Source organism: Caballeronia sp. LZ001 (assembly GCF_031450875.1).
GTDB lineage: Bacteria > Pseudomonadota > Gammaproteobacteria > Burkholderiales > Burkholderiaceae > Caballeronia.
This window is the reverse complement of the sequence record NZ_JARTVX010000004.1, coordinates 1,443,636-1,466,828: the sequence shown is the minus strand read 5'-3', so window position 1 is coordinate 1,466,828 and position 23,193 is coordinate 1,443,636. Positions and strand designations below refer to the sequence as shown.

General features: G+C 59.1%; 23 protein-coding genes. 9 read left to right on the top strand and 14 right to left on the bottom strand.

Going from position 1 to position 23,193, the window contains the following annotated elements:
* Positions 1-5: 5 nt before the first annotated feature.
* From P9292_RS17500 to P9292_RS17485, 4 genes are all read right to left on the bottom strand, one after another.
* Positions 6-722 carry an amino acid ABC transporter permease gene (locus tag P9292_RS17500; protein ID WP_244829669.1) on the bottom strand — a complete coding sequence of 239 codons (717 nt, stop codon included), beginning with the start codon at positions 720-722 and terminating at the stop codon, positions 6-8.
* A 46-nt stretch (positions 723-768) separates the two neighbouring features.
* Positions 769-1,602, bottom strand: coding sequence for a transporter substrate-binding domain-containing protein (locus P9292_RS17495; RefSeq protein WP_309960346.1), 834 nt, complete (start codon positions 1,600-1,602; stop codon positions 769-771).
* 200 nt (positions 1,603-1,802) lie between these two features.
* On the bottom strand, positions 1,803-2,801 hold the full coding sequence (locus P9292_RS17490) for a PDR/VanB family oxidoreductase (protein WP_309960344.1): 999 nt from the start codon (positions 2,799-2,801) through the stop codon (positions 1,803-1,805).
* A 78-nt stretch (positions 2,802-2,879) separates the two neighbouring features.
* Positions 2,880-4,424, bottom strand: coding sequence for a Rieske 2Fe-2S domain-containing protein (locus tag P9292_RS17485; RefSeq protein ID WP_309960342.1), 1,545 nt, complete (start codon positions 4,422-4,424; stop codon positions 2,880-2,882).
* Between the two features lie 235 nt (positions 4,425-4,659).
* Here P9292_RS17485 and P9292_RS17480 point away from each other — a divergent pair, with 235 nt between their 5' ends.
* Positions 4,660-5,346 carry a GntR family transcriptional regulator gene (locus tag P9292_RS17480; RefSeq protein WP_244829665.1) on the top strand — a complete coding sequence of 229 codons (687 nt, stop codon included), beginning with the start codon at positions 4,660-4,662 and terminating at the stop codon, positions 5,344-5,346.
* A gap of 62 nt (positions 5,347-5,408) precedes the next feature.
* Here the strand turns inward: P9292_RS17480 and P9292_RS17475 are convergent, their stop codons facing one another.
* Positions 5,409-6,725 carry an MFS transporter gene (locus P9292_RS17475; protein WP_250467056.1) on the bottom strand — a complete coding sequence of 439 codons (1,317 nt, stop codon included), beginning with the start codon at positions 6,723-6,725 and terminating at the stop codon, positions 5,409-5,411.
* A 185-nt stretch (positions 6,726-6,910) separates the two neighbouring features.
* On the opposite strand from P9292_RS17475, the gene P9292_RS17470 reads away from it, so the two are divergent.
* Entirely contained in the window at positions 6,911-7,816 is a 906-nt protein-coding gene (locus P9292_RS17470; protein WP_250467058.1) for a LysR substrate-binding domain-containing protein, read from the top strand.
* A 19-nt stretch (positions 7,817-7,835) separates the two neighbouring features.
* Here P9292_RS17470 and P9292_RS17465 read toward each other — a convergent pair whose 3' ends face one another.
* A complete protein-coding gene (locus P9292_RS17465; RefSeq protein WP_309960338.1) occupies positions 7,836-8,054 on the bottom strand; it encodes a hypothetical protein in 219 nt (72 codons plus the stop codon).
* A gap of 433 nt (positions 8,055-8,487) precedes the next feature.
* Between P9292_RS17465 and P9292_RS17460 the strand changes: the two genes are divergently transcribed.
* Positions 8,488-8,718, top strand: coding sequence for a hypothetical protein (locus P9292_RS17460; protein ID WP_309960336.1), 231 nt, complete (start codon positions 8,488-8,490; stop codon positions 8,716-8,718).
* 279 nt (positions 8,719-8,997) lie between these two features.
* Here the strand turns inward: P9292_RS17460 and P9292_RS17455 are convergent, their stop codons facing one another.
* The gene (locus P9292_RS17455; RefSeq protein ID WP_309964067.1) at positions 8,998-10,521 is read right to left on the bottom strand and encodes a HAMP domain-containing sensor histidine kinase; all 1,524 of its coding nucleotides are present in this window, start codon (positions 10,519-10,521) and stop codon (positions 8,998-9,000) included.
* A 5-nt stretch (positions 10,522-10,526) separates the two neighbouring features.
* Complete coding sequence (locus tag P9292_RS17450) at positions 10,527-11,240, bottom strand: response regulator transcription factor (protein ID WP_244829660.1); 714 nt, start codon at positions 11,238-11,240, stop codon at positions 10,527-10,529.
* Positions 11,241-11,393: 153 nt separating this feature from the next.
* Here P9292_RS17450 and msrB point away from each other — a divergent pair, with 153 nt between their 5' ends.
* The 3 genes from msrB to msrA are packed head-to-tail and all read left to right on the top strand — an operon-like array spanning position 11,394 to position 14,471.
* A complete protein-coding gene (gene msrB, locus P9292_RS17445) occupies positions 11,394-11,891 on the top strand; it encodes a peptide-methionine (R)-S-oxide reductase MsrB (RefSeq protein ID WP_309960334.1) in 498 nt (165 codons plus the stop codon).
* A 43-nt stretch (positions 11,892-11,934) separates the two neighbouring features.
* Positions 11,935-13,740: a cytochrome c biogenesis protein DipZ gene (locus P9292_RS17440; protein ID WP_309960333.1), complete on the top strand. Its 1,806-nt coding sequence runs from the start codon at positions 11,935-11,937 to the stop codon at positions 13,738-13,740.
* A gap of 17 nt (positions 13,741-13,757) precedes the next feature.
* Complete coding sequence (gene msrA / locus P9292_RS17435; protein WP_309960331.1) at positions 13,758-14,471, top strand: peptide-methionine (S)-S-oxide reductase MsrA; 714 nt, start codon at positions 13,758-13,760, stop codon at positions 14,469-14,471.
* Positions 14,472-14,476: 5 nt separating this feature from the next.
* On the opposite strand, the gene P9292_RS17430 is transcribed toward msrA, so the two are convergent.
* Complete coding sequence (locus P9292_RS17430) at positions 14,477-15,595, bottom strand: aminotransferase class I/II-fold pyridoxal phosphate-dependent enzyme (RefSeq protein ID WP_309960327.1); 1,119 nt, start codon at positions 15,593-15,595, stop codon at positions 14,477-14,479.
* A 96-nt stretch (positions 15,596-15,691) separates the two neighbouring features.
* Here P9292_RS17430 and P9292_RS17425 point away from each other — a divergent pair, with 96 nt between their 5' ends.
* Positions 15,692-16,585: a LysR family transcriptional regulator ArgP gene (locus tag P9292_RS17425; RefSeq protein WP_309960325.1), complete on the top strand. Its 894-nt coding sequence runs from the start codon at positions 15,692-15,694 to the stop codon at positions 16,583-16,585.
* A gap of 3 nt (positions 16,586-16,588) precedes the next feature.
* Here P9292_RS17425 and P9292_RS17420 read toward each other — a convergent pair whose 3' ends face one another.
* From P9292_RS17420 to P9292_RS17410, 3 genes are all read right to left on the bottom strand, one after another.
* Positions 16,589-16,966 (bottom strand): DUF427 domain-containing protein, encoded by a 378-nt coding sequence (locus tag P9292_RS17420; protein WP_250467075.1) that lies wholly within the window; start codon positions 16,964-16,966, stop codon positions 16,589-16,591.
* A 106-nt stretch (positions 16,967-17,072) separates the two neighbouring features.
* Positions 17,073-17,411, bottom strand: a complete 339-nt coding sequence (locus P9292_RS17415) for a DUF4148 domain-containing protein (RefSeq protein WP_250526724.1) — start codon at positions 17,409-17,411, stop codon at positions 17,073-17,075.
* An 82-nt stretch (positions 17,412-17,493) separates the two neighbouring features.
* Positions 17,494-18,387, bottom strand: coding sequence for a 2-dehydropantoate 2-reductase (locus tag P9292_RS17410; protein ID WP_309960320.1), 894 nt, complete (start codon positions 18,385-18,387; stop codon positions 17,494-17,496).
* 474 nt (positions 18,388-18,861) lie between these two features.
* On the opposite strand from P9292_RS17410, the gene P9292_RS17405 reads away from it, so the two are divergent.
* Positions 18,862-19,560, top strand: coding sequence for a FadR/GntR family transcriptional regulator (locus tag P9292_RS17405; protein ID WP_244829648.1), 699 nt, complete (start codon positions 18,862-18,864; stop codon positions 19,558-19,560).
* A gap of 149 nt (positions 19,561-19,709) precedes the next feature.
* Positions 19,710-20,183 (top strand): bacterioferritin, encoded by a 474-nt coding sequence (locus P9292_RS17400; RefSeq protein ID WP_244829647.1) that lies wholly within the window; start codon positions 19,710-19,712, stop codon positions 20,181-20,183.
* Between the two features lie 59 nt (positions 20,184-20,242).
* Here P9292_RS17400 and P9292_RS17395 read toward each other — a convergent pair whose 3' ends face one another.
* On the bottom strand, positions 20,243-20,899 hold the full coding sequence (locus tag P9292_RS17395; RefSeq protein WP_244829646.1) for a peroxiredoxin: 657 nt from the start codon (positions 20,897-20,899) through the stop codon (positions 20,243-20,245).
* A gap of 257 nt (positions 20,900-21,156) precedes the next feature.
* The gene (locus tag P9292_RS17390) at positions 21,157-23,163 is read right to left on the bottom strand and encodes an acyl CoA:acetate/3-ketoacid CoA transferase (RefSeq protein ID WP_309849154.1); all 2,007 of its coding nucleotides are present in this window, start codon (positions 23,161-23,163) and stop codon (positions 21,157-21,159) included.
* Positions 23,164-23,193: the final 30 nt, after the last annotated feature.

The following is a 23,193-nucleotide window of genomic DNA, read 5'->3' as shown; positions in this document are numbered from 1 at the left end:
TCCGATTAAGTGCGCGCGGCAGGACGGCGCAGCATGAACGATCGGCGCGAAGGCTTCCTGATGACGAGCGGCGGGTGAAAGAGCCTCAAGCCAATCTGCCCTGCAGCCCAGGAAAGCAGGTTGCTGAGCACGAGATAGGCAAGAAGCGTGACCGTGAAAGTCTGTACGTAAAGCAGCGTACGCGAATTGATGACGGTCGCCGTACCGCTCAACTCGGGCAGTGCAATCGCGGAAAGCAGCGACGTGCCGAGCAAAAGCTGGATCAGGTTGTTGACGATAGCCGGATAAACAGCGCGTGCCGCTTGCGGCAAGACCACTTGCGTGAAGATCTGCGAGCGCTCTAGTCCGAGAATCGATGCCGCTTCGAGCTGACCCTTGGGCACCGACTGGATGCCCGCCCGAAACACTTCCGCCAGATAAGCGCCTACGTTCACCCCTAGTGCGATCACGCCTGCTGTATAAGCATCGAGCGTAATGCCAAGGGACGGCAAGCCGAAGAACACGATGAATATCTGCAGCAGGACCGGCGTGTTGCGGATGACTTCGATATAAACGCTTGCGATTCCGCGCAGCACGCGGCTCTTGGACCCGCTTGCAAGCGCCGTCAAAAGACCGAGCGCCATCGCAAGAATGAACGCCAGCAGCGTGATTTGCAGCGTGAGCCATGCGGCATGCAGGAAGTCGCTGAAATAGCCAGCAAGCGTCAACCATTCATAGCCCATGATTTTTCCTCACGTTGGACGTCACGCAACCGGCGTCACGGTTAAATTAATATTGCGGGTGGAGCGGGAAACGCGGCTCTTGCCCAAACCATTTTTTATAGAGCTGCGCGTTCTGCTTGGACGCGTTGATCTGGAACAGGAACAGGTTCAGATAGTTGAGCCAGACCTGATCGCCGGCCTTGACGCCGAACGCGTTGTATTCAAGCGGCACGAGGGCTTCGTCAGTGACGGTAAGTTCCTGATCGAGCGATGCCTGGTATGCGAGAAAGTTGTTGTCTTCGATCATCGCGTCAGCCTGGCCTTGCTTGACGGCGAGAATGGCGGCTTGCGAGCTGTCGAATTCCTGAATCTTCACCTGCATGTTGAGTGAGCGCACTTCGTCGCCGTTGGTCGAGCCTTTGACGGTGGCAATCGTGCGGTTGCTCATGTCCTTGATGGATTTGATCCCGCTCGATTTCTTGACCAGCAGCGCTTCACTCGCCACCACGTACGGATTGGTAAAGGCAATTTCCTTGGCCCGTTCGAGATTGCGAGTGAAATTGCAGAACACGACATCCACCTTACTCGTCTGCAGATTTGGAATGCGGTTGGCGCTGGTGGTGTTGACCACTTCGAGCTTTACGCCCATTTGTTTAGCGAGTTCCTTAGCGAGATCGACGTCGTAGCCGTCCGGCTGGCCGTCCTTGTTATAGAAACCGAAGGGCGCAAAGCTCAAGCAATCGCCTACGCGCAAGGTGCCGCGTTGCAAAACGGTCTTAAGCGTTGAGCTTGCCGCCCCATCCTGCGCTGGTGCTTCGACTTTCGAACAGGCCGCCAACGCGACAAGGCCGGCAATTGCAACCCAACGAGCAAAGCGCGCGCTTTCTCTAACAAGTTTCATGTGTGCATCTCGCAAGAGGAAAATCCGTTTGAGGCTTGTCCGATATATCGGACACGTATCCGACGCGGCAGATGGGAGGCAAGTCTTCCACTAAAAAAAACTTGAGGCAAGCGGGTTTACGCGTGGACGGATTAGACGCTCGCAAAGAAAAAGGGCAGACAAATTTCTTTGTCTGCCCTTCGTGGTGGTTCAAGCGCTTGCTAAAGATCCAGCACCAGCACCCTGCTCGTCGCACGCGATACACACGCCGTGAGAAATTCGGTCTTTTCGTCGTCGCCGAGAATGCAGTCGTTGTGTTCGACTTCGCCTTCGAGATAGCGCACTTTGCAGGTGCCGCATAGACCTGCGCAACAAGAGGTTTCAATCGGTACGCCTGCCAGTGCCAACGCGTCTGCAATGCTTTCTTCCTTAGATACCTCGATCTCTTGTCCCGTACTCGCAATGCGCACGGTGAAACTGTCAAGTGCATCGTTGGCGGCTTCATCGTCGAGATTGCGCTCCGGCGCCTTGAAATGCTCGAAGTGCACCGTGCCGGTGGGCCAGTGTCCGGCGGCATCGGCGCATGCCTTCATGAAGCCGCCTGGGCCGCAGTAATACACATGCTCGCCTTCGCGCGGCGCGTCGAGCAACCGGCGCAGATCGAGGCCCGTGGCCGGGTCGCCGCCATCGAAATGCAGGTGCAGCTTTCCGCTTGCGCGCATCGATTCGAACTCGTCGGTAAACGCGGCGCAGCTTGCGTCCCTGGTGCAGTAATGCATCTCGTAGTCGATGCCGGCGTCGTCCAGTTCATGCGCCATCGCCTTGAGCGGCGTGACGCCGATACCGCCTGCGATCAGTAACACGCGACGCGCGCCATCGACGAGACTAAAGTTATTGCGCGGAAGACTCACCTTCACGATGTCCTGTACGCGCAGTTGCTCGTGCAGTGCTTTCGAGCCACCGCGTCCGCGCTCATCGCGCAGAACGGCAATCACATAGCGATGCCGTTCGCGCGGCGCATTGCAGATGGAATACTGACGGATCACGCCGCCTGCAAGATGGATGTCCAGATGCGCGCCAGCCGTGAACGGCGGCAATGCATGTCCCTCAGGGTCGACGAACTCATAGGAGTTGATGCCGCGTCCTTCGAAGCGGACTTGTCGCACCATCAATTGCAGCGTCTGTGCCTGGCGGTCGGTTGATATGGGTTGTGTCGACATGGTTGCGTCTCCTCGATCGATGAGCGGCGGGCCTGCGAAAGCGCTCGGCATTGGTCAAAGCGCCTTCGCCATAAGCCGCTATTGCTTCATCGATTGCTCGAGTTCCTCGAAGCTTTGCCGCACGAAGTTAGCGCGCTCATCACCCTTCATCGTCTCGCTCTGCGCGATAATGGCGACGATCTTCTTGGTGACGGCGCGACGACGCGTGACTTCTTCTTCAACGGTCTTGCCCTCGGGAATTTCGAACACGTTGCCCGAGCAGAAGCTGTTGGGCGAGCCGGCGTTCTCGCGAAACCAATCGGCGAAATTCTGCGCGGATGCCGCCGGGTTCGAACCGCGCACCGCATCGCGCAACATCTTGCGGAAGAGGAAGAGGCCCGCATCAAACTTCGTCGGATTCTCGAGCGCGTGCACGGCAATGGGCCGCTGCGAAATGATCGCTTCGTAATCGCCCGGTGCGTATTGCGCTTCCTTATAAGTCTCGCGCTCGCGATGGTTCGGCGGAATCGGTACGATATCTTCGATCTTGTACTTGCCAAAGCGCTCTGGACGACGCATGGCGACTTGCCCTTCGAGAAAGTCGATCGACTCGTAGCCGACCATTTCCTTCTTGCCCACACCGCGTGTGTCGATGCCCGGACCCATCACGCGCCAGCCGATCATCTTGCTGTTTTGATCGTCGACAGGCACGGTCCAGCGCACGATATGAAAGCGGCTAAAGAGCTTCTTCTTCGAACCGTCCTCCGACGTATATGCGTGCAGACTCAAGTTCGGCAGCACCTGATGCTGCACACGCACGAAGAGCCGATCCTTGTTCACGCGGCGCGCGCCCGCGCAAGCGAGGCTTCGGCCTTGCTGCACCGGTTGAAAATGCATATCGGGAGCGACTTCCATCGAGGCCGCGCCGACTTCATCGAACGTCGTGCCCTGGAAGTTGCCATTGACGACGTTCTTGGCCGCATGCAGCGCGGTCGGGTGATAGTTGTCGGCGGCGTTGTCCTGCACTTGCAGCCAGTTGCAATGCTGGAAGTTGCTGTATGGGACGAGTTCATCGCCGGGCAGCACCGTGTAGTCGCCTTCCCATTCAGGGAACGGCGGCTCGTTCTCGGGCGGCCCCATATAAGCGAACACCAGGCCGTTACGTTCGACGGCTTTATAAGCGCCTTGACGAATCGAACAGGCATACTTCTCGGCCTCTTTTTCTTCGCCCTTAGGGAACGGTACGTGAAGACACGCGCCATCCACATCGAACACCATGCCGTGATAGCAGCACATGATGCCGTGTTCTTGAATGGCACCGTACTCGAGCGATGCGCCGCGATGCACGCAATGCGCGTGCAGCACACCAATCCTTCCGCTGCCGTCACGGAACGCCACGAGTTCTTCGTTGAGTATTTTCAGGTAACGCGGAGTATCGGTCAGTTCGATCGACATGCAGATGGGATGCCAAAACGCGCGCATGTACTCGCCCATCGGCGTGCCGGGACCGGTCTCGGTCAACTCCGGATCGTGGCCCGGCACCTTGCTCGTGTAGTACCCGCCGAAGGGAATCAGCTTCTTGACGGCGGGCGTGGCGCCGCCACTGCTCTTCTGCCCTTCCAGCTTGTCTGATTTGATCGTCATGGAGAGTCTCGTCCTGATGTGGGGATGGATATGGTCCGCTGCTTTTGATAGTTGAAGTCCGAACTCCGGTTACCGAACTCCGTACTCTGTATACAAAGATTAGCGGACGGACTGCTGCGTTGTCTCTATGGGTAAACGCGAATGTTGACTAGCGTGCGTGGCTTCGTTCGTTGACCGCCGCACTGGCGGGCTGTAACCTTGTCGTATTCTGTATCCAGAGATTGAGCTCGACATCATGCCCGCCAAACTTCTCAAGCTTCAGGCCCGCACGGACTACGTGGACGAGGTCTACAAGGTCTTGCTCGATGCCATCAGTTCCGGCTCGCTCGCGCCTGGTACGCGCATCACGCAGGAAGAGATCGCCGAGCAACTCGCCGTATCGCGTTCACCCGTGCTGCAGGCGCTGCGGCTCCTAAAAAAAGATGGACTCGTGCAGGACGCGCCCGGTCGCGGTTTGCTCGTCACCCCGCTCGATCCCGCGTGGATCAGCCATCTCTACGAGATTCGCGGTGCACTGGATTCGCTTGCCGCACGCCTCGCGGCGGAACGTGGAGCGAAGCTCGACAAGTCGCTGATCGCGAACGGCCGGCGCGCGTCGAAAAGCGACGATGTTAAGGCGATGATCGATGCGGACATGGCGTTTCATGGCGCCATCTACGAAGCCTCGGGCAATCCGCTGATCGCCGATACCGCGCAGATGCATTGGGTACATCTGCGTCGCGTGATGGGCGCGGTCTTGCAGGCATCGGGACAGCGCAAGTCGATCTGGGATGAGCACGCTGCCATTGCGGCGGCAATCGCGGAAGGCGACGCGCAACGCGCATCCGAACTCACGGATCTCCATACCGCGAACGCGCGCAAGAATCTGGTCGAGCGTCTGGGTCTTGTACTGAATGAACAGAGGCAGGCGGAAGCAACGTGAACATGAATCGGCATCGCGCGAGAAAGCCCTGCATTTGCAGGGATTTTCGTGTTGAACTGCTTTCATCGGTCCGTGCGACGGCGGCTATTCACCAACGCAGCCGGTATCGTAAAGACCATGAGGGCGCCTATCACGCAACTTACCGCAAGACCAAGCACACCATTGCCGGTCGAACCCGAATGCGTCTGGATGATGCCAATCAGCCACGGGCTCACGACACCCGAGATGCTGCCCACCGAATTGGCAAGCGCGAGCCCTGCGGCTGCCGCACCGCCGCTGAGAATCGCGGGCGGCAAGACCCAGAACTGCGAGATGGTCGTGACCACGCCCATGGTCGCAATCGTGAGCGCGATCATGCCGAAGAAGGTCGAGTGCGCATACACCACGCTGAAATACAGACCGATTGCGCCGACAATGCCCGCGCCCGCCAGATGCCAGCGACGCTCGCCGAGCTTGTCCGAGCTATGACCGACTGCCAGCATGGCGATGGCGCCGGCCGCATATGGAATTGCCGTCAGGAGACCGATGTTGAGCGGATCGGAAACGCCGCTTGCCTTGACGAGCGTCGGCAGCCAGAAGCTCACGCCGTAGAGGCCCATCGTGAAGAAAAAGTAAGTCACGCTCAGCAGCAGCACCTTGGGATGCAAGAGGCCATCCTTCACGGAATGCAGTGCATGTGCGGGCTTCTCATCGCGAAGATTCGCTTCGAGCATGGCCTTTTGCGAGTCACTGAGCCACTTTGCATCGGCGACTTTATCATCGAGATAAAAGAACGCGACAATGCCGAAGAGCGCAGTCGGAATGCCTTCGAGCAGAAAGAGCCATTGCCATCCCGCAATGCCGTGCATGCCGCCCATATGACTCATGATCCAGCCCGACAGCGGTCCGCCAACGACGCCCGACATCGGAATGCCAGTCATGAAGAGCGCGGTCACCTTGCTGCGCCGCGAGGCCGGAAACCAGTACGTGAGGTAGAGCAGGATGGCTGGAATGAAGCCAGCTTCGGCCACACCGAGCAAAAAGCGCATGATGTAGAAGCTCGTCGGGCTGGTCACGAACATCATGCCGGCGGAGATGACACCCCACGTCACCATGATGCGCGCAATCCAGCGTCGAGCGCCTACGCGCAAGAGGATCAGATTACTTGGTACTTCGAACAGAAGGTAGCCGATAAAGAATACGCCCGCCCCGGCTCCATAGACCGCTTCGCTGAAATGCAGATCATTGAGCATCTGCAGCTTGGCAAAGCTCACGTTGATGCGATCGAGATAAGCGCAGAGATAACACACGAAAAGAAATGGCAGCAGGCGCCATGTCACCTTTGCATAGGTGGACGACTCGTCGCCCGCCAGGTACGCAACCGGACTATGGGAACTCATTGTTGTGTCTCCGTTGTGGGGCAGGTGCGGCGTCGCATGCATCGCGTGCCTCTTGCCAGTGTCGTGGCCTTGAACGACCGTTATGGATATGTCTCGACGGCTTCCATGTTCGTGGCGCGCACAACGAAAGACAAACGATGCCTGTTCATAGAACCATGACACGCATTCATGCATAAGGAATTGCCATGAGGCGCATCCCCAACTTCGTTCTCTTGCGCGCATTCGAGGCGGCCGCGCGGCTGGAGAGCTTCACGCTTGCCGCAAGCGAACTGCACCTCACGCAATCGGCCATCAGCCATCAGGTGAAGGAGCTGGAGCAGTACTTCGGCAGGCCGCTTTTTCATCGACGCAACCGGCGGGTCGAGACGACCTCCGAAGGACGCCGGCTTCATGAGAGCCTTGGACGCGTGTTCGATGTGATCGAAGCCGCGTGTGGTGAGGTCGCGCTCGAACCCCAGGCGCAAGTGCTAGCCGTGCACTGCGCGCCGAGCTTTGCGGCGAAGTGGCTCGCGCCCCGTCTGCCCGAGTTCATGAGCGAGCATCCGATGGTGACCATTCGCCTGTCATCGGATGCGGAGCCGGCCGATCTCGCGCGCGTGCGTGAAGTCGATGTCGCGATCTCTTATGGCTTCGCGCATGAGCGTCCCGGTGTGATCACGCGCGCGCTCGGAGCGGAGCGCATCGTGCCGCTTTGTTCGCCTGCACTCGTGCGCGACGACGTGCCCGTTGCCGAGCAGATCCGCAAGCTGACGCTCATCGACTCGCAACTCAGCCGCGTGACCTGGCCGGGATGGTTTGCATTGAACGAACTGGAAATGCCGCGCGGGCCGAGACCATCGTTCGACCGTGCCGCACTCGCGATATCGGCGGCGGCGGATGGCATGGGTGTCGCGCTGGAAACGACACGGCTCGCCGAACGCGAGCTTGCGCGTGGCGATTTGATTGAACTCGGGGCAGGCATCTTCGCGCCGCTTGCGAGAGAAACGCACTTCCTTTCCTATCGCGTAACCGAGCGCAATGTCGAAAAGGTGAAATGCTTTCGCGACTGGGTGCTGATGAAAGCAGGCCTCGACGAAACTGTCGAAGCCTGAGTAAATCGAGCCGCTTGTTTCAGGCTGCGATAGCCTGCTTCTCGCCTTTTTCCTCGATTGCTCGCGCATGTTCGAAAACGCGCTCGCGTTCACGCGCAACCAGCGCCCGTTTGCGCGCGAGAGTTTGTCGCTGATACTTCGGGTCGCCCATCAAGGTGACGTACTCGTTGTATCGATGCCTGAGATAACGCTGGAAAAACTCAGCGCCGGGCAGGCCGCAATCAAGCGCCATAAGCACGCCGTAGTCCATATCCCTTAGATCGGCCAGGGCGCTTATGGCCGTTTCAAGCGCGGCGTAGCGTTCTGCGAGCGGTAAGCCTTTACCGCATAACGCGTGAAAGCGTTGATAGGGAAATACACAGCCATGCGACGCGCAGCGCCGCAAAGCTCTCGCAAGCCGTAGACTCAGTTCGGTTTCCACATGCCCTCCCTGTCTGTTGCGCGGATCGCAAGCGCAAGATTTCGCCGCCATTATTCGAGCTATCGAGAATGGCGAACCTTTGCCTGAAAATCATTCTTTAAGCCAAGAAAACGCGCGGCATTCACTTCGGGCCGCATTTTTTCGCGATTAGAACGGCGAAAAAATACCATGCAGGCATTTGCACTGGCTTACGGAAATAAGCTTGACACGCAATATCCCATAGTGTGCGTGCGCGTTGCCAAAGATCTAGATGGAAAGCACAACGTTGTCGATTGCCAATGCGCCTAAAGAAAATCAGGCGCAAAAAAGACTTATTAAGGTAACGGGTGACCGCTTTGAGACTCGGAGCGCTAGTTTAAACATGCAGATGCAGTACATGCTAGCAAACATATTGTCGAATACCAAGAAAACTTTTGCCGAGGAAAGTACCAATGGCTTACACGAAAATGTCATCCGGAATGTTTTGCTTGCTGCATCTTAGACGCGTGCGCCAAGGTTCATGATTATGCGGGGAATAAGACGAAGGCCGGGGGTCTGCTTTAGAAAATCACCTGACTAAAAACGTAACCAATGTCAACCGCCGCAGGCGATCTTAAGGATGGTTTAAGGGTTCCGGGCTAAAACCATCACGAAACACGTTCAGTCAAGCAAGGTCCACGCGGATGGTCAAACCGGGCAACGCTCAAAGCGCTTTGCTTCAGGCTTAAGAGCGTAGGTGATGACCGTCCCATTTGGCCCGGCAGCGATGCCGGGCTCTTTTTTAAGCGTTTTTATTCGATGGGTCGGGCAACTGCGGAGCATGCTCGCCGCTCCTGGCACTGCTTGCGGGAAGCTCGAAGCTAAACGCCGCGCCCGCTTGATCCAAATCGATGAGTCGAATCTGGCTGCCATGCAACTGAAGCATGCGCTGCACGATCAGCAAGCCAAATCCGCCGCGATGCCTGCCTCCCGAAGCGAAAGCGCGCTGAAAGAGCACGCCGCGCACGTCGGCTGGAATGCCGGGACCTGTATCGCTTACCGTGACTTCCACGTGGCCGTTTGAATGTGCAAGCCTAACCGTGACCGTACCGCCTTCCGGCGTGTGATAAATCGCGTTGTCGAGCAAATTCGTGAGGATTCGCTCGATCATGCCAAGATCAGCCGATACATTAGGCAGGCGCGGCTCGATATGCGCATCGAGTCGCACTTTGCGCGCATCGGCGGGCAGTTCGAATTTCTCGAACACATCTTGCAGCAGATCGGCGAGCGAGAACGACTCCGCTTCGGGATGCACCATGCCGTGTTCAAGCCGCGCTAGTTCAAAAAGCGATTGCGCGAGATGCCCGACCTTCGCGCTTTGCGTAAGTGCGATCGACAGATAACGGCGGCGGTCTGTGTCGGCAAGAACATCGGCCTTGAGCGAAAGCGTTTCCAAGTAGCCATGCAAGGAAGAAAGCGGCGTGCGCAAGTCATGTGAAATATTGACGACGAGTTCGCGTCTTTCACGATCCTGCCGCTGCAATTCGCGCCATTGTTCGCCAATGCGCGCGGCCATTTGGGAAAAGGCGCTTTCGAGCACCACGATTTCGTCCCGCTCGTTCTCGCGTGCCGCCACGTGCAACGGTACAGGCGATGGCTCGGCCGATGCCCCGCTTGCATCGAACCTGCGCATGGCATCGGTTAAGCGGCGCAACGGACGCGTAATGAGCCCGAAAGCGATCACGCCCGCAACGAGTCCGAGCATGGTCACGAGTCCCATGGACAGAAGCGTAGTGCGCAAGACCGCGCTCGCCGAGGCTTTGGCCGCAAGCTCGTCGTGCTCTTCGCCAAGCAAAACCACATAGACATAACCGAAAGGCGGCTTGCCGGGCGTGGCAAGCGGCGCGGCGCTAAAGACTTTGCGCTTGTCGATGCTGCGTGGATCGTCGCCCAGAATAGGGAGCGGCGCGCCATTGATCAGACGATGCACGGGCGCAAGATCGACACGATCGCGCTTCAGATGACCGGGAGGCGCATCGTCGGCACGAACGCGGCCTTCGTTGTCGAGCAGATAGACTTCGACGCTCGGGTTCACCACCATCAACTGGCTAAAGAGACGGCGCACGGCGGGCGCGTCGATATCGCCTGCGTCCATCAGCGCGCCATCGTGGGCGATATGCGCTGCGAGCCCGCGCGACAGGCTCTGAATGACTTCCTTCTCGCGCAAATCGCTTGCGCGAATCTGCAACCATGCCGATGCGCCGCAGCATGCAAGCAGCAGCACGCAGAACACAGCGAAAAGCCGTTGCGACAGGGTGAGCTTCATGAACTTCACGATGCGCTGTCCGTCGCGAGTTTGTATCCGCGTCCCCAGACGGTCACGATCCGGGCAGGCTCGGTGGCATCTTTTTCGACCTTGGCGCGCAAGCGGTTGATATGCGTATTGACCGTGTGCTCATAGCCTTCATGCGCATAACCCCAAACCGCATTGAGCAGATCCATGCGGGAAAATACTTTACCGGGATGCTGGGCGAAGTAATAAAGCAAATCGAATTCGCGTGGTGTCAGTTCTATGCGCAGCTCATCTACCCACGCTTCGCGCGCAAGCGGATCGATAGCGATACCCGCGACTTCGAGACGGCCTGTATCCAGGCGCGAATTCTTGGCGACTGCATCCACGCGACGCAAAAGCGCCTTCACTCGCGCCACCAGTTCAAGCACCGAAAAAGGCTTGGCAAGATAATCGTCCGCACCGAGTTCGAGACCGAGAATGCGATGCACCTCGCTGGAACGCGCGCTAGTGATGATGATCGGGGTATAGCGCGTCATGGCGCGCGCACGCCGGCAGATTTCGAGGCCATCCACGCCGGGCAGCATCAGATCGAGAATCAACGCATCCCACCCGCCTTGTTCGAGCAAGCGCAAGCCCTCGGCGCCATCCGCGGAATGCACGACCTCATAGCGCTCGTCGCGCAGATGCAGGCTCAGCACATCGGCGATATGCATGTCGTCTTCCACGATCAAAATGCGTTTAGGCTGGTCCATGAGGAAATGCAAAAGAATTAAAGCGCTAGCCCGGATATTGTGCAGAAAAGCGGCGCGGCCAAGTATCACATTTAATTTAACTTTCGGTGAGGACTCGGTAAGCCGCGCACGCCTAAGATGGGCCTCATCTGATCGAGCGAAGGAAAAGACATCATGCTAAACCGCCGCCGCTTTCTGCTGACAGGCACCGCTGCCGCAGCCGCGTTTGCGTTGACGGGCCGTCTGCGTGCGCTGGCCGCGCCTTCGCCGCAAGAAAAGTTCGAAATCTCGCATAGCGACGACGAATGGCGTCGCATGCTCGATTCCATGCAATACGACGTCCTGCGTCGCGAAGGCACCGAGCGGCCCTACACGAGTCCGTTGAATGGCGAGCATCGGGCCGGCACCTTCGCGTGCGCGGGTTGTGCCCTTGCGGTGTTCTCTTCAAGCACCAAATTCGAAAGTCACACCGGATGGCCGAGCTTCTGGGCGCCGCTCGATCACGCTATTGCCACGCGGCAGGACGGCTCGTTCGGCGTCTTGCGCACCGAAGTGCATTGCCGCCGCTGCGGTGGACATCTGGGCCACGTGTTCGACGATGGACCCAAGCCGACCGGTCTGCGCTATTGCATGAACGGCGTCGCGATGAAGTTCACCGCTGGCGCTGCTTGATTGGCCTCCTCGACGCTTATTAACTTTCTAAAAAGACACGACCATGCTGCTCATCGTTCTTGCCTATCTTGGCGGCGCGCTGACGATACTCAGTCCGTGCATCCTGCCTGTCCTTCCCTTCGTGTTTTCTCGCGCGGATCAGCCGTTTGCTAAAAGCGGCTTGCCGTTGCTGCTCGGCATGGGCATCACGTTCGCGTTGGTGGCGACGCTCGCCGCGCTTGGCGGCGGCTGGGCCACGCAAGCAAATCAATATGGACGCTGGGCCGCCATCGCACTTCTCGCCGTGTTCGGACTTGCTTTACTGTTGCCGCGCCTGGCCGATCGCATCATGCATCCGCTCGTCAGCGCCGGTAACCGACTGACGGCTTTCGCCCAGCGCGGCGATGGCAAGGCGAGCTTCGGCGGCTCGTTCCTGCTCGGCATAGCAACGGGTCTTCTGTGGGCACCGTGCGCAGGTCCGATTCTCGGACTCGTGTTGACGGGTGCCGCATTGAACGGCGCAAGCGTAGGCACCACGCTGCTCCTGCTCGCTTATGCCGCGGGCGCCGCGACTTCGCTTGCCGTGGCGCTGCTCATCGGTGGCCGCGTATTCGCCGCGATGAAGCGCTCGCTCGGCGCGGGCGAATGGATACGGCGCGGCATCGGCGTCGCGATGCTTGCAGGCGTCGCCGCTATCGCATTGGGCCTCGATACGGGCGTGCTTGCAAGGGTATCGACAGTAGCGACGGCGGGCATCGAACAAAAGCTGGTCGACCGGTTTTCGCCTCGCAATAACGCCATGAAAGCCGCTAATACCACTGCCGATGCCGATGCACCGCGCATGATGCGCGCGAGCGCGGCGCCTTCGACTGCGCCGACGGCTTCGTTGCCCGTGGAAGGCACGCTGCCCTCGCTCGATGGCGCGGTGCAATGGCTCAACACGCCGCCGCTCACGAAGGACGCGCTGCGCGGCAAGGTCGTGCTCGTCGACGTGTGGACGTATTCATGCATCAATTGCCTGCGTACCTTGCCTTATGTGAAGGAGTGGGCAAAAAAGTATCGTGACCAAGGGCTCGTGGTGATCGGTGTGCATGCGCCTGAGTTCGCATTCGAACGAAACGTCGACAACGTGAAGAAAGCCGTGCATGACCTGGGTGTGGACTATCCGGTAGCCATTGACAATAACTTTGCGATCTGGCGCGCGCTCAACAATGAATATTGGCCGGCGCATTATTTCGTGGATACCGAGGGCAAGATCCGCTATCACCACTTCGGCGAGGGCGACTATGCGCATTCGGAAGAGGTGATCCGCCAGTTGCTGGCGGAAGCGGGTCACGGTAATGCGCCCGTGGCGAAGCAGCCCGACACCAACGAAGATATCGCGGCACAAGGCGCGATGATGCAAGCCGATAACGCGGACGTGCGCTCACCCGAAACTTATATTGGCTATGCGCGCGCCGAGCAGTTCATGTCGCCTGGCGGCCAGACGCAGGATCGTGTGCATGACTATGCCCCGCCCAAGGCGCTCGATGTGAACGACTGGGGTGTTGCCGGCCCGTGGAAGATCGGCTCCGAGCACGCGACGCTCGCGGGCAAGTCGGGACGAATCGTTTATCGCTTCCATGCGCGCGATCTGCATCTCGTGCTCGGGCCTTCGCTGGATGGCAAGCCCGTGCGCTTTCGCGTGAGTATCGACGGCGCGCCTCCCGGTGCTTCGCATGGTAGCGATGTCGCAGCCGATGGAAGTGGTACCGTGACGCAACAGCGCCTTTATCAACTCGTGCGGCAAGCGGGGCCTGTCAAGGACCGCACGTTTAGCATCGAATTTCTGGATTCGGGTGTCGAGGCTTATGCCTTCACCTTTGGTTGATTCATCGAGGAGCCATCATGGCGAATAAATTCAGCAAGACAGGCAAGGCCCTTAGCGTGGCTGCGCTGGCTGCAGGTGCTTTCGCGTTGCAGCAAACCGCGCATTCGAGTGAAGACGCCAAGGTCATTCCTGCACCCGCGCATGACGAGAGCGTAGGCGCCACCCACACGGAGACGGCGGTATTTGCCGGCGGTTGCTTCTGGGGCGTGCAAGGCGTGTTTCAGCACGTGCGTGGCGTTAAGGAAGTCGTCTCGGGCTATACGGGCGGCAATGCCGATACCGCTCAATACGAGCGCGTAAGCGAAGGCGATACGGGCCATGCGGAGTCGGTGCGCATAACCTACGATCCTGCCGAAGTGACTTATGGCCGGCTCTTGCAGATTTTCTTTTCGGTCGCGCATAACCCCACCGAGTTGAATTACCAGGGACCGGATCACGGCACGCAATATCGCTCGGCAGTCTTTCCGCAAAATACGACTCAGCGCAATGTCGCTACCGCATATATCGCGCAACTCGATGCGGCGCATGTTTATTCCGGCAAGATCGTGACTCATGTCGACAATTACAAAGGCTTTTATCCGGCCGAGGCTTACCACCAGAATTACTTGACCGAACATCCGGAAAGCACGTATATAGCGATTAACGATCTGCCTAAGGTGGGAAATCTCAAGCAATTATTCCCGCAGGCTTATAGAAACGACGCGGTGCTCGTGGCGGTCGCATCGAAATAAACGTTTTAGCGCGGTGCGCGCGTTTCGAGCCAGGCGTCGACGTAATCGAGAACGGCGGGCATATTCCGCCTGCCGAAGCCAATGCGAAAATGTGCGTCGCCGTAATCGAGCAAGGTCGAAGGAAGCAGCAGCACGCTCGTGTCCTGCAGCAACTCGGCGCAAAAGCTGCTGGCGCGCTCCTGCCTGAGCCGCACGAAGCCGATCGTGCCCGCACGCGGCCGATGCCATTCGAAATTCATGGCGTGGCGTGCCATGAATTTATCAAGCACCCGTAGATTTTCACGGACGATAGAGACATTCCGCTCGATGAGCGTGCCCGAATGACGCGCGGCGATGGTTGCAAGATACTCGCTCGGCGCGCTGTTACTAATCGTCAGATAGTCCTTGAAGATGCTCATGCGTTGCAGCACTTGGGCGCTTTGCGTTGCAATCCAGCCGATGCGCAAGCCCGCCAGTCCATGCGTCTTCGATAACGCACCGAGCGTGATTGCACGCTCGTAGACATCGCATGCGGCGGGAAGGCGGTCGGCACAGTCGTGTTCGAGGCCGCGATAGACCTCATCGCTGAAGAGCCACAGTCCGTGCTTGCGCGCAAACGAAACGGTAGCGTCGAACACCTCGCGCGATGGCAGATACCCGGTCGGATTGTGCGGCGAGCAAAGGACGATGGCGCGCGTTTGCGGCTTCAGCAGCGCTTCGAGATCGGCCGGATCGAGCGCCCAGCCGCCCGCTTCGTTTGCTCGCCACGGCGATACACTTACGCCCAGCGCTTCAACCACCGAGTAATGCGATTGATAGCCGGGCATGTGCACGATGACATGATCGCCCGCCTCAAGCATCGTGTTCATGAACAAAAAGATCGCTTCCTGAGCGCCCGTATGCACGATGATCCCGCTTGCATCGATGCACTCATACATGGCCGCCAGCTCGGTTCGCAAGTCCGATGCGCCCGGATATTCCGTGTAGCCGAGCCAGGTATCGAACAAGCCGTCGCTTGCTTGCGGTTCGAGCGCGAGCAGGTCACGCACCGACATCGATTCGGGATCGGAACTGCACAGCAAATGCCGTGCGGTGAATTCGTGCTGTGCGAAGTAACGTTCCAGCTTGAAAGGTGTGGGATTCATGGCGTGGGCTTGATCATGGTCGACGAAAGCCGTAGTCTCTCGCAGTAAAGGCCCATGAAGCCAGCTAATCTTTCTAAGTTCGATTAAGGAACGCTAATGCTCGACTACGCCTCGCTCGATGCCTTGCTCGCGGTCGTTCGCACCGGTTCGTTCGAGCGCGCGGCAGCGTTATTGAGCGTCACGCCTTCGGCTGTCTCGCAGCGCGTGAAGTTGCTGGAAGAACGCGTGGGCAGCCTGCTCGTGCGACGCGGACAGCCGTGCGAGGCAACCTCCTCAGGCGCGCTATTGTGCCGCCATACCGAACGCGTGCAATTGCTCGAAGCCGAACTGGGCGGTCGCATGCCCACACTACCCGGCACGACGAGCGGGAGCCGCGCCAGGCTGCGCATCGCGGTGAACGACGACAGCATGAGCACATGGTTCATCGACGCCACCGCTGACTTCTGCATCGAACGTGCGCTGTTGCTCGATGTGGTCGTGGACGATCAGGATCACACCGCAGAGCGTATCCGTGCGGGCGATGTACAAGGCGCCGTCACCACGCAAGCCGATGCCGCACCGGGCTGGCGGTCGGTCAAGCTTGGTCGCATGCGTTATCGAGCGGTGTGTTCGCCCGGTTATTTCGAGCGCTATTTCGCGGAAGGACTGACACGCGAGGCATTGCGTCGCGCGCCGTGTGTGAATTTCAACGAGAAGGACGAATTGCAAAAGCGCTTTGTTCGCCGCGTTGCTCGTGCCGATATTGCACCGCCCGCGCATTTCGTTCCGCACGGCGAAGGTTTCCTGCGCGCGTGCACGTCCGGACTTGCATGGGGCATGTGCCCGCAGCGGCTGGTCGAGTCGCGGCTCGAAAGTGGCGAACTGGTCGAGCTATCGCCGGGGACGCGACTCGATCTCGATCTTTACTGGCAAAGCTGGCGCTTGGCCTTAGGCTGGCTCGACGACTTCACCGCCGAGCTACGCGCCCGGGCGAAGTCGTCGCTGAGTTGAGTATTAAGCGCCCTGCTTTTCGATGGAATCGACACGGTCGGGATAGAACGCGAGATGGTCCTTGATACCGGCGACGGCATCGTAGGGTTGCTCGTAGGTCCAAACGGCGTTGACGCCTTTTTCGCCCAGGCTCGTGATGCTGTAGTAGCTGCAAACGCCTTTGTAAGGACAGTACGTCTCGTGTGAAGTGCGCGTGAGTTGCGACATGTCGGCGTCATCGCGTGGCAGATAAAGCACTTCACCATATGAGGCTTCGCGCAAGGATAGCGCTTTGCTGGTATCGGCGATTACGCGGCCGCCCGCCTTCACAACGACATGCGCGGGACTGGGCTGGACAGTAATCGGATGATCGGGACCGGGAATCTTGACGGTACGTTCCATGGCTTCTTCCTGCCGTTTTCGAGGAGAAAGCCATGGTAGCGCGGTTGTATGAACCGCGCAGAAACGGACGGCGGTAGCGCCGTTAGAGCGCTACCGCGAGCATCGCTTAGTGGCCGAAATAGGTCGGCTTGGAGCCGTCGTTATTTACGGGCGGCATGGCGCGCGAGCCGGTGGATGCACGGTAGTAATCCGAGCCGCCATAAGCGCTATCGTTGGTCGACGCTGCACCATTCTGGCGCGCGGCGCGGCCTTCGGCGGCCTGTACATCGGCCGGATACGTCGTGCGGTCGCCTGCTGCGGGGTTATAGCCCGCCGCTTCGACCTGTTGCAGGTCTTGCTTGACTTGCGAGCGCGTCACGGCCGAATTGGTGTCCGACTGAGCGAAAGACAGAACCGGCGCCACCACAACGGCAGCAACGGCCACGACTTTGATGATCGACTTCATGGTGAACCTCCGGGAGTTGTAGCGCTGACAGTTCTGCGCCTGCTACATTTGAGCATCAGGCGTGCCTGGCTCCCTTCGGCATTCAATCTGCCTTGCTCTCCACGAGCTTCACCAAAACATGCAGCATGCGATTAGCTGGCGTCGCTACACCGAGCGCATCGCCACGTCGCACGATCAACCCGTTCAGATGGTCGATTTCGCTGCGCTTGCCGCGCATCACGTCCTGAGCCGTCGACGAAAACTGGTTCGGCATGGTCTCCGCAATACGGCGCACGGCCGCATCCACATCGCCAGGTAAGGTCACGCCTTCGGCACGAGCGACGGCCGTGCATTCATCGACGATATCGCGCATGACGCGCGTCACGCCCTCGCCCTTCACAATGCGTCCATAAGGCAATTGCGAAAGCGCTGAAAGCGCATTGTAGGTGCAGTTCAAGACGAGTTTGACCCACAGCGCGCCGCGCACGTTGTCGGAGATGTCGGTGGGCACGCCAGCGGCCACGAAGGCGTGCGCGACTTCTTCGCTCGTACTCGATGGCTCGATCACCAGTTCACCACGCCCGTGGTGCTTCATATGTCCTGGCCCTGCCATTTCGGACGCGACATAGACCATGGCCGCCGCCACTTCTTGCGGCACATACTCACGCAAGCGCTCGGCGTTCTCGACGCCGTTTTGCAACGACAAAACCAGCGCATCGCGTTCGAGATGCGGTTTGAGTAACGCGGCGGCGCTTTCGGTATCGGTGGACTTCACGCAGAACAGCACGAGCTTCGCTCCTCGCACTGCGCTCGCTTCGGTGCTTGCCGCAATCTGCACACGTTCATCGAAGGTTTGTGTTTCGAGACGCAGACCATCGCGCGTAATGGCCTCGACGTGCTGCGGCCGCGCGATCAGCACGACCTCATGACCCACGCGCGCGAGCATGCCGCCGTAATAGCAGCCCACTGCGCCTGCGCCCATGACGGCTACTTTCATGTCCTTTCCTCGCTCTGTTGCGTTGTCGTTGACCGGTGACGCCGAGCAAATGCAGCGTCTATCGGTTCGGAAAATAACACATCGGCAAGCGTTGGCGTTCCATGTCGATACATGGCGGCAAGCCACTCGAATGCTTCGCAGACCGCATCGAGCTTGCCGACACGCTGTTCCTCGCAAACGCTTGCGCGAAAAACACTGTGTGCGGACGCACTATAGTCAGTCGTTTTCGTGATGAACCATATTGTTAAAACGTATGTGCGGGAGATACGCTCCGTCAAGCGGATCGACGATGCTGTTCATAAAAGGACGACCGCTACGGGATGGCTGATAACGGGGAGACCAGGTTGCGGCGAAGAAGCCGTGATCACCCAACGAAGAGTGGTACCGAGAGCAGAAACAAAAAGCAAAGCGGCAAGCCGCTCGGCGACGGGCGAGGCGCGGCAGAGGCTTGGGCGTTTTCACGAGAACAAAAACATGAATCATGGATATGAAACATCGCTCGTCAAGCGCGTGGTGAATCAGCTTGTCGCGAGCATCGTCAGCGGGGAATACAAGGACAACGTATTGCCTCCGCAAGTGATTCTTTCGAAGAAGCACGGGGTAAGCCGGACCATCATGCGCGAGGCGCTCAGCATTCTGATCTCGCGACGCATGCTCGATGTGCGGCCCAAGACCGGCACGCGTATCAAGCCCGCGAAAGAATGGCTCGTGTTCGATGAAGAAGTCGCCGACTGGCGTTTGCGCGCCATGCCCGATCAGGAATGCATGCGCCGTCTGATCGAGTTTCGCGCACTCGTCGATCCGCCCGCTGCCGCGCTCGCCGCCATACGCGCGAACCGGCATCAGCGTATTGGCATCAACGCGGCCTTTCAGCGGCTCGTCCATGCAGGCCCTTCGGAAAGCCTGCAATCTTCCGCTGAAGAAGCGTTGCAAGCCGCCATCATCGAAGCGAGCGGCGACGAACTGCTGCAGCAAATGGGTTGCGTGGTGCGCGTCGGCATCCGTGCGATGAAGGCAACCGTTCGCACGCAGACTGTCTCCACCGATGCGCAACTCGGCGATTATGGCAAGGTCGTGCGTGCCATCGAGACCGTCGATGGCGAAGGCGCGCGCTCCGCCATGTCGCAGGTGCTTTCGCGTGCGGCGTCGGTCTGGCTGGAAGAGACCGTCTGAGGCATAGCAGGAAGTTCGAAAGCCGTTGCCTTCCCGTGGACCGTATCTTGCGCGCGATTCGTGCGGCTTACATACGGCGTCGGCGTGACTACAATGGGTGAATGCCCTTTTCACGCTGAGCGTTCCATACTGGAAACACGGAGGCAAACATGGCGGAACTCGATAAGGAAGCAGTCGTCGGCGTGCTCAACCGGATTCTCGAATCCGAACTGGCGGGCGTCGTGCGATACACCCACTACTCCTTCCTGGTCTTCGGCTTCGGCCGGATACCGATCGTCTCGTGGCTGCGCGAACAGGCGGACGAATCGTTACTGCATGCGCATCAGGCGGGCGAATGGATCACCACGCTCGGGGCCTATCCGTCGCTTGAAATCGGTCCGTTGCTCGACAACCATACGTTCGATATCGCGACCATTTTGCGCGAATCGCTGCAATCGGAAAAACTCGCGTTGGATCTGTATCGCGATCTGCTGAAGATCGTGGAAGGTCGGTCGGTCGCGCTCGAAGAATATGCGCGACAGATGATTCAAACCGAGGAACTGCATGCCGGGGAAGTGGACAAGATGTTGCGCCGTCCCGGTGAAGTGGATACCGCGCCCGAACGGAGAACGGGACACGCATAAAAGAAAACGCGCCGGCCGCATCCACATGCATGCAGCCAGCGCGGTGTCGGCTCGTGTGCTTATTTCGGCTGCGCGACCGTGCGCAGATATGGCTTGAGCGTCTTGAAGCCTTCCGGATACTTTTTCTTGGCGTCATCGTCCGACACGGAAGTCGGGATGATCACGTCTTCGCCCGGTTTCCAGTTCACCGGCGTGGCGACCGTGTGCTTCGCGTTGAGTTGCAGTGCGTCGAGCAGGCGCAGCACTTCGTCGAAGTTGCGTCCCGCGCTCATCGGGTACGTAAAGGTTGCCTTGATCTTCTTGTCCGGACCGATTAGAAACACCGCGCGAATGGTCGCGTTATCGACCGCGGTGCGCGGGCCACCGCCGCTCGCGTTTGGATGAATCATGTCGTAAAGCTTCGCGACATTCAGGTCCGCGTCGCCGATCATCGGATAGTTGACGGCCGTGCCCTGCGTTTCCTCGATGTCCTTCGCCCATTGCGAATGGTTCGTTACCGGGTCGATGGAAAGGCCGATGACCTTGGTGTTGCGCTTGTCGAACTCGGGCTTGAGCTTTGCCATGTAGCCCAGCTCGGTAGTGCAGACAGGCGTGAAGTCCTTCGGATGCGAGAACAGAATGGCCCACTTGTCACCAATCCATTCATGGAAATGAATCGTGCCTTGGGTGGTTTCCGCGGTGAAATCGGGGGCTTCGTCGCCAATGCGGATGGACATGTTTGATCTCCGTGTTGAAGTAATTCGAAGCGCGCCTCGCTCGTCGTGATGACCGTGACGAAACGGCTTTCGATACGAATACGCAATTCACTCGATGATTATAGTGTGCTTGCGATTCTCCTCGCGCGGCGGCCGATGGTCGCTCATCGACGTTTTCAAGCTTTGGTTATCTGTGCGCGAGCAAAGGCGTTCCAATCGAACGGCGAACGTGCGTTCCTTAAGTGTTTATCGCGAGACGATATAAGCTAATAACCGCTTCAAGCCTGGCGGCTTTCGTGATCGCGCGCCTCCTCGGCGCTTTCGTAGATATAAGGCGCGACGCCGCGACGCTTGAGCGCATCGCCGAGTTTCATGCGCAGGAAACTGCTCGTGGTATAGCGCGTGACGCCGTCGTAGTGGTCGCCCACGAGTTTCGTCACCATCTCCGAATAGGCATCGAGCATATCGGGGCGAATCGAGAAATTGTCGTAGTTGACGATCGCATGTGGGCGCACCTTTGCGTTCGCCAGTTGCTTGGCAACTTCGCGGCGAATAGCTTCGACATCGCCAAGATTCTTCACTTCGTGCCCCTCGAAATTGATGAAGAACAGGTTCTTGCGCGCGTCGTAGCTGAAGCGCTCCGCGAGGTTCAGACCGAGCAGCGTATCGCGCAATCCCATGGGCGTATCGCGGAAAATGCGTTCGTCCATGAGGCGCGGCGGCGCGTCGATCACCGGCGTAAAACCCATCTGCGCGACGATGTCCCGCTCGATATCTACACCGGGCGCCACTTCGATCAGCGCGAGCCCGTCTTGCGTCAATTCGAACACGCAGCGCTCGGTGATATACAGCACCGTCTGCCCGCGCTCGAACGCATATCGGCCGCTGAACGTGCGATGCTCCACGGCATCGACGAACTTGCGGCAATCGCCTTCGTGGCGAATCACGAGCTTGCCGTCCTCCAAGCCGACATCGAGCTTGCCTGCGTTGAACGTGCCGACGAACACGACTTTCTTCGCCGCCTGGCTGATGTTGATGAAGCCGCCCGCGCCCGCGAGTTTCGGCCCGAACTTGCTCACGTTCAGATTGCCGTCGCGGTCCGCCTGCGCAAGGCCGAGGAAGGCGATATCGAGTCCGCCGCCATCGTAGAAGTCGAATTGATACGGCTGATCGATGATTGCCTGCGTATTGGTCGCCGCGCCGAAATTGAGTCCGCCTGCGGGAATGCCGCCGATGACGCCGGGTTCGGTCGTCATCGTGAAGAGGTCGATGACCTGCTCTTCGTTCGCCACGCTTGCAATGCCCTCCGGCATGCCGATGCCGAGATTCACCACGCTATTGGCCATCAATTCGAACGCGGCGCGCCGCGCGATGATCTTGCGCTCGGTCAGCGCCATGGGTGCAACCGAACTTGCCGCAACCCGCAGTTCGCTCGAATAAGCCGCGCTATAAGGCTCGCCGAAGGTCTGCCAGTGATTGTCGGAACTCGCCACCACCACGCAATCGACCATGACGCCGGGAATCTTCACCTGCCGCGAGTTGAGGGTATTGGACTCCGCGAGCCGCTCGACCTGTGCGATCACGATACCGCCAGAGTTGCGCGCGGCCATCGCAATGCTGAGCGCTTCGAGCGTGAGCGCTTCCTTTTCCATCGTGACATTGCCGTTGAGATCGGCGGTGGTGCCGCGCACGATGGCGACATCGATCGGGAAGGTCTTGTAATACAGATACTCCGCGCCGTCGATCGACATGACGCGCACGATATCTTCCGTGGTGCGCGCGTTGAGCTTGCCGCCGCCATTGCGCGGATCGACGAAAGTGCCGAGGCCGACCGTGGAGAGTTGCCCCGGCCGATGCGCGGCAATATCGCGAAAGAGCTGTGAAATCACGCCCTGCGGCAGATTGTAAGCTTCGATGCGGTTATCGATGGCGAGCTTCTGCAACCCCGGCACGAGTCCCCAGTGACCGCCGATCACGCGCTTGACGAGCCCTTCGTGCGCGAGATGATTGAGGCCCTTGCCACGGCCATCGCCCTGACCTGCCGCATACACGAGCGTGAGATCGGCAACCGGTTCGCTGCCCTCGGCGTGATCTTCGAGAAAGCGCGCTTCGAGCGCAATTGCCACTTCCTCCGCGAAGCCGATACCGACAAAGCCGCTCGTCGCGATGGTGTCGCCCGCATGAATCAGGCGCACGGCCTCGCGCGCGGTGACGATCTTGCCGCGCTCGACAAGCCGCGTGGACGAGGGAAACGGATGGCGTGTCGGTGCGCTGCTGGCGGTCATGGCGTCTCCTCGCTTGAGTCTTTCCCGGCG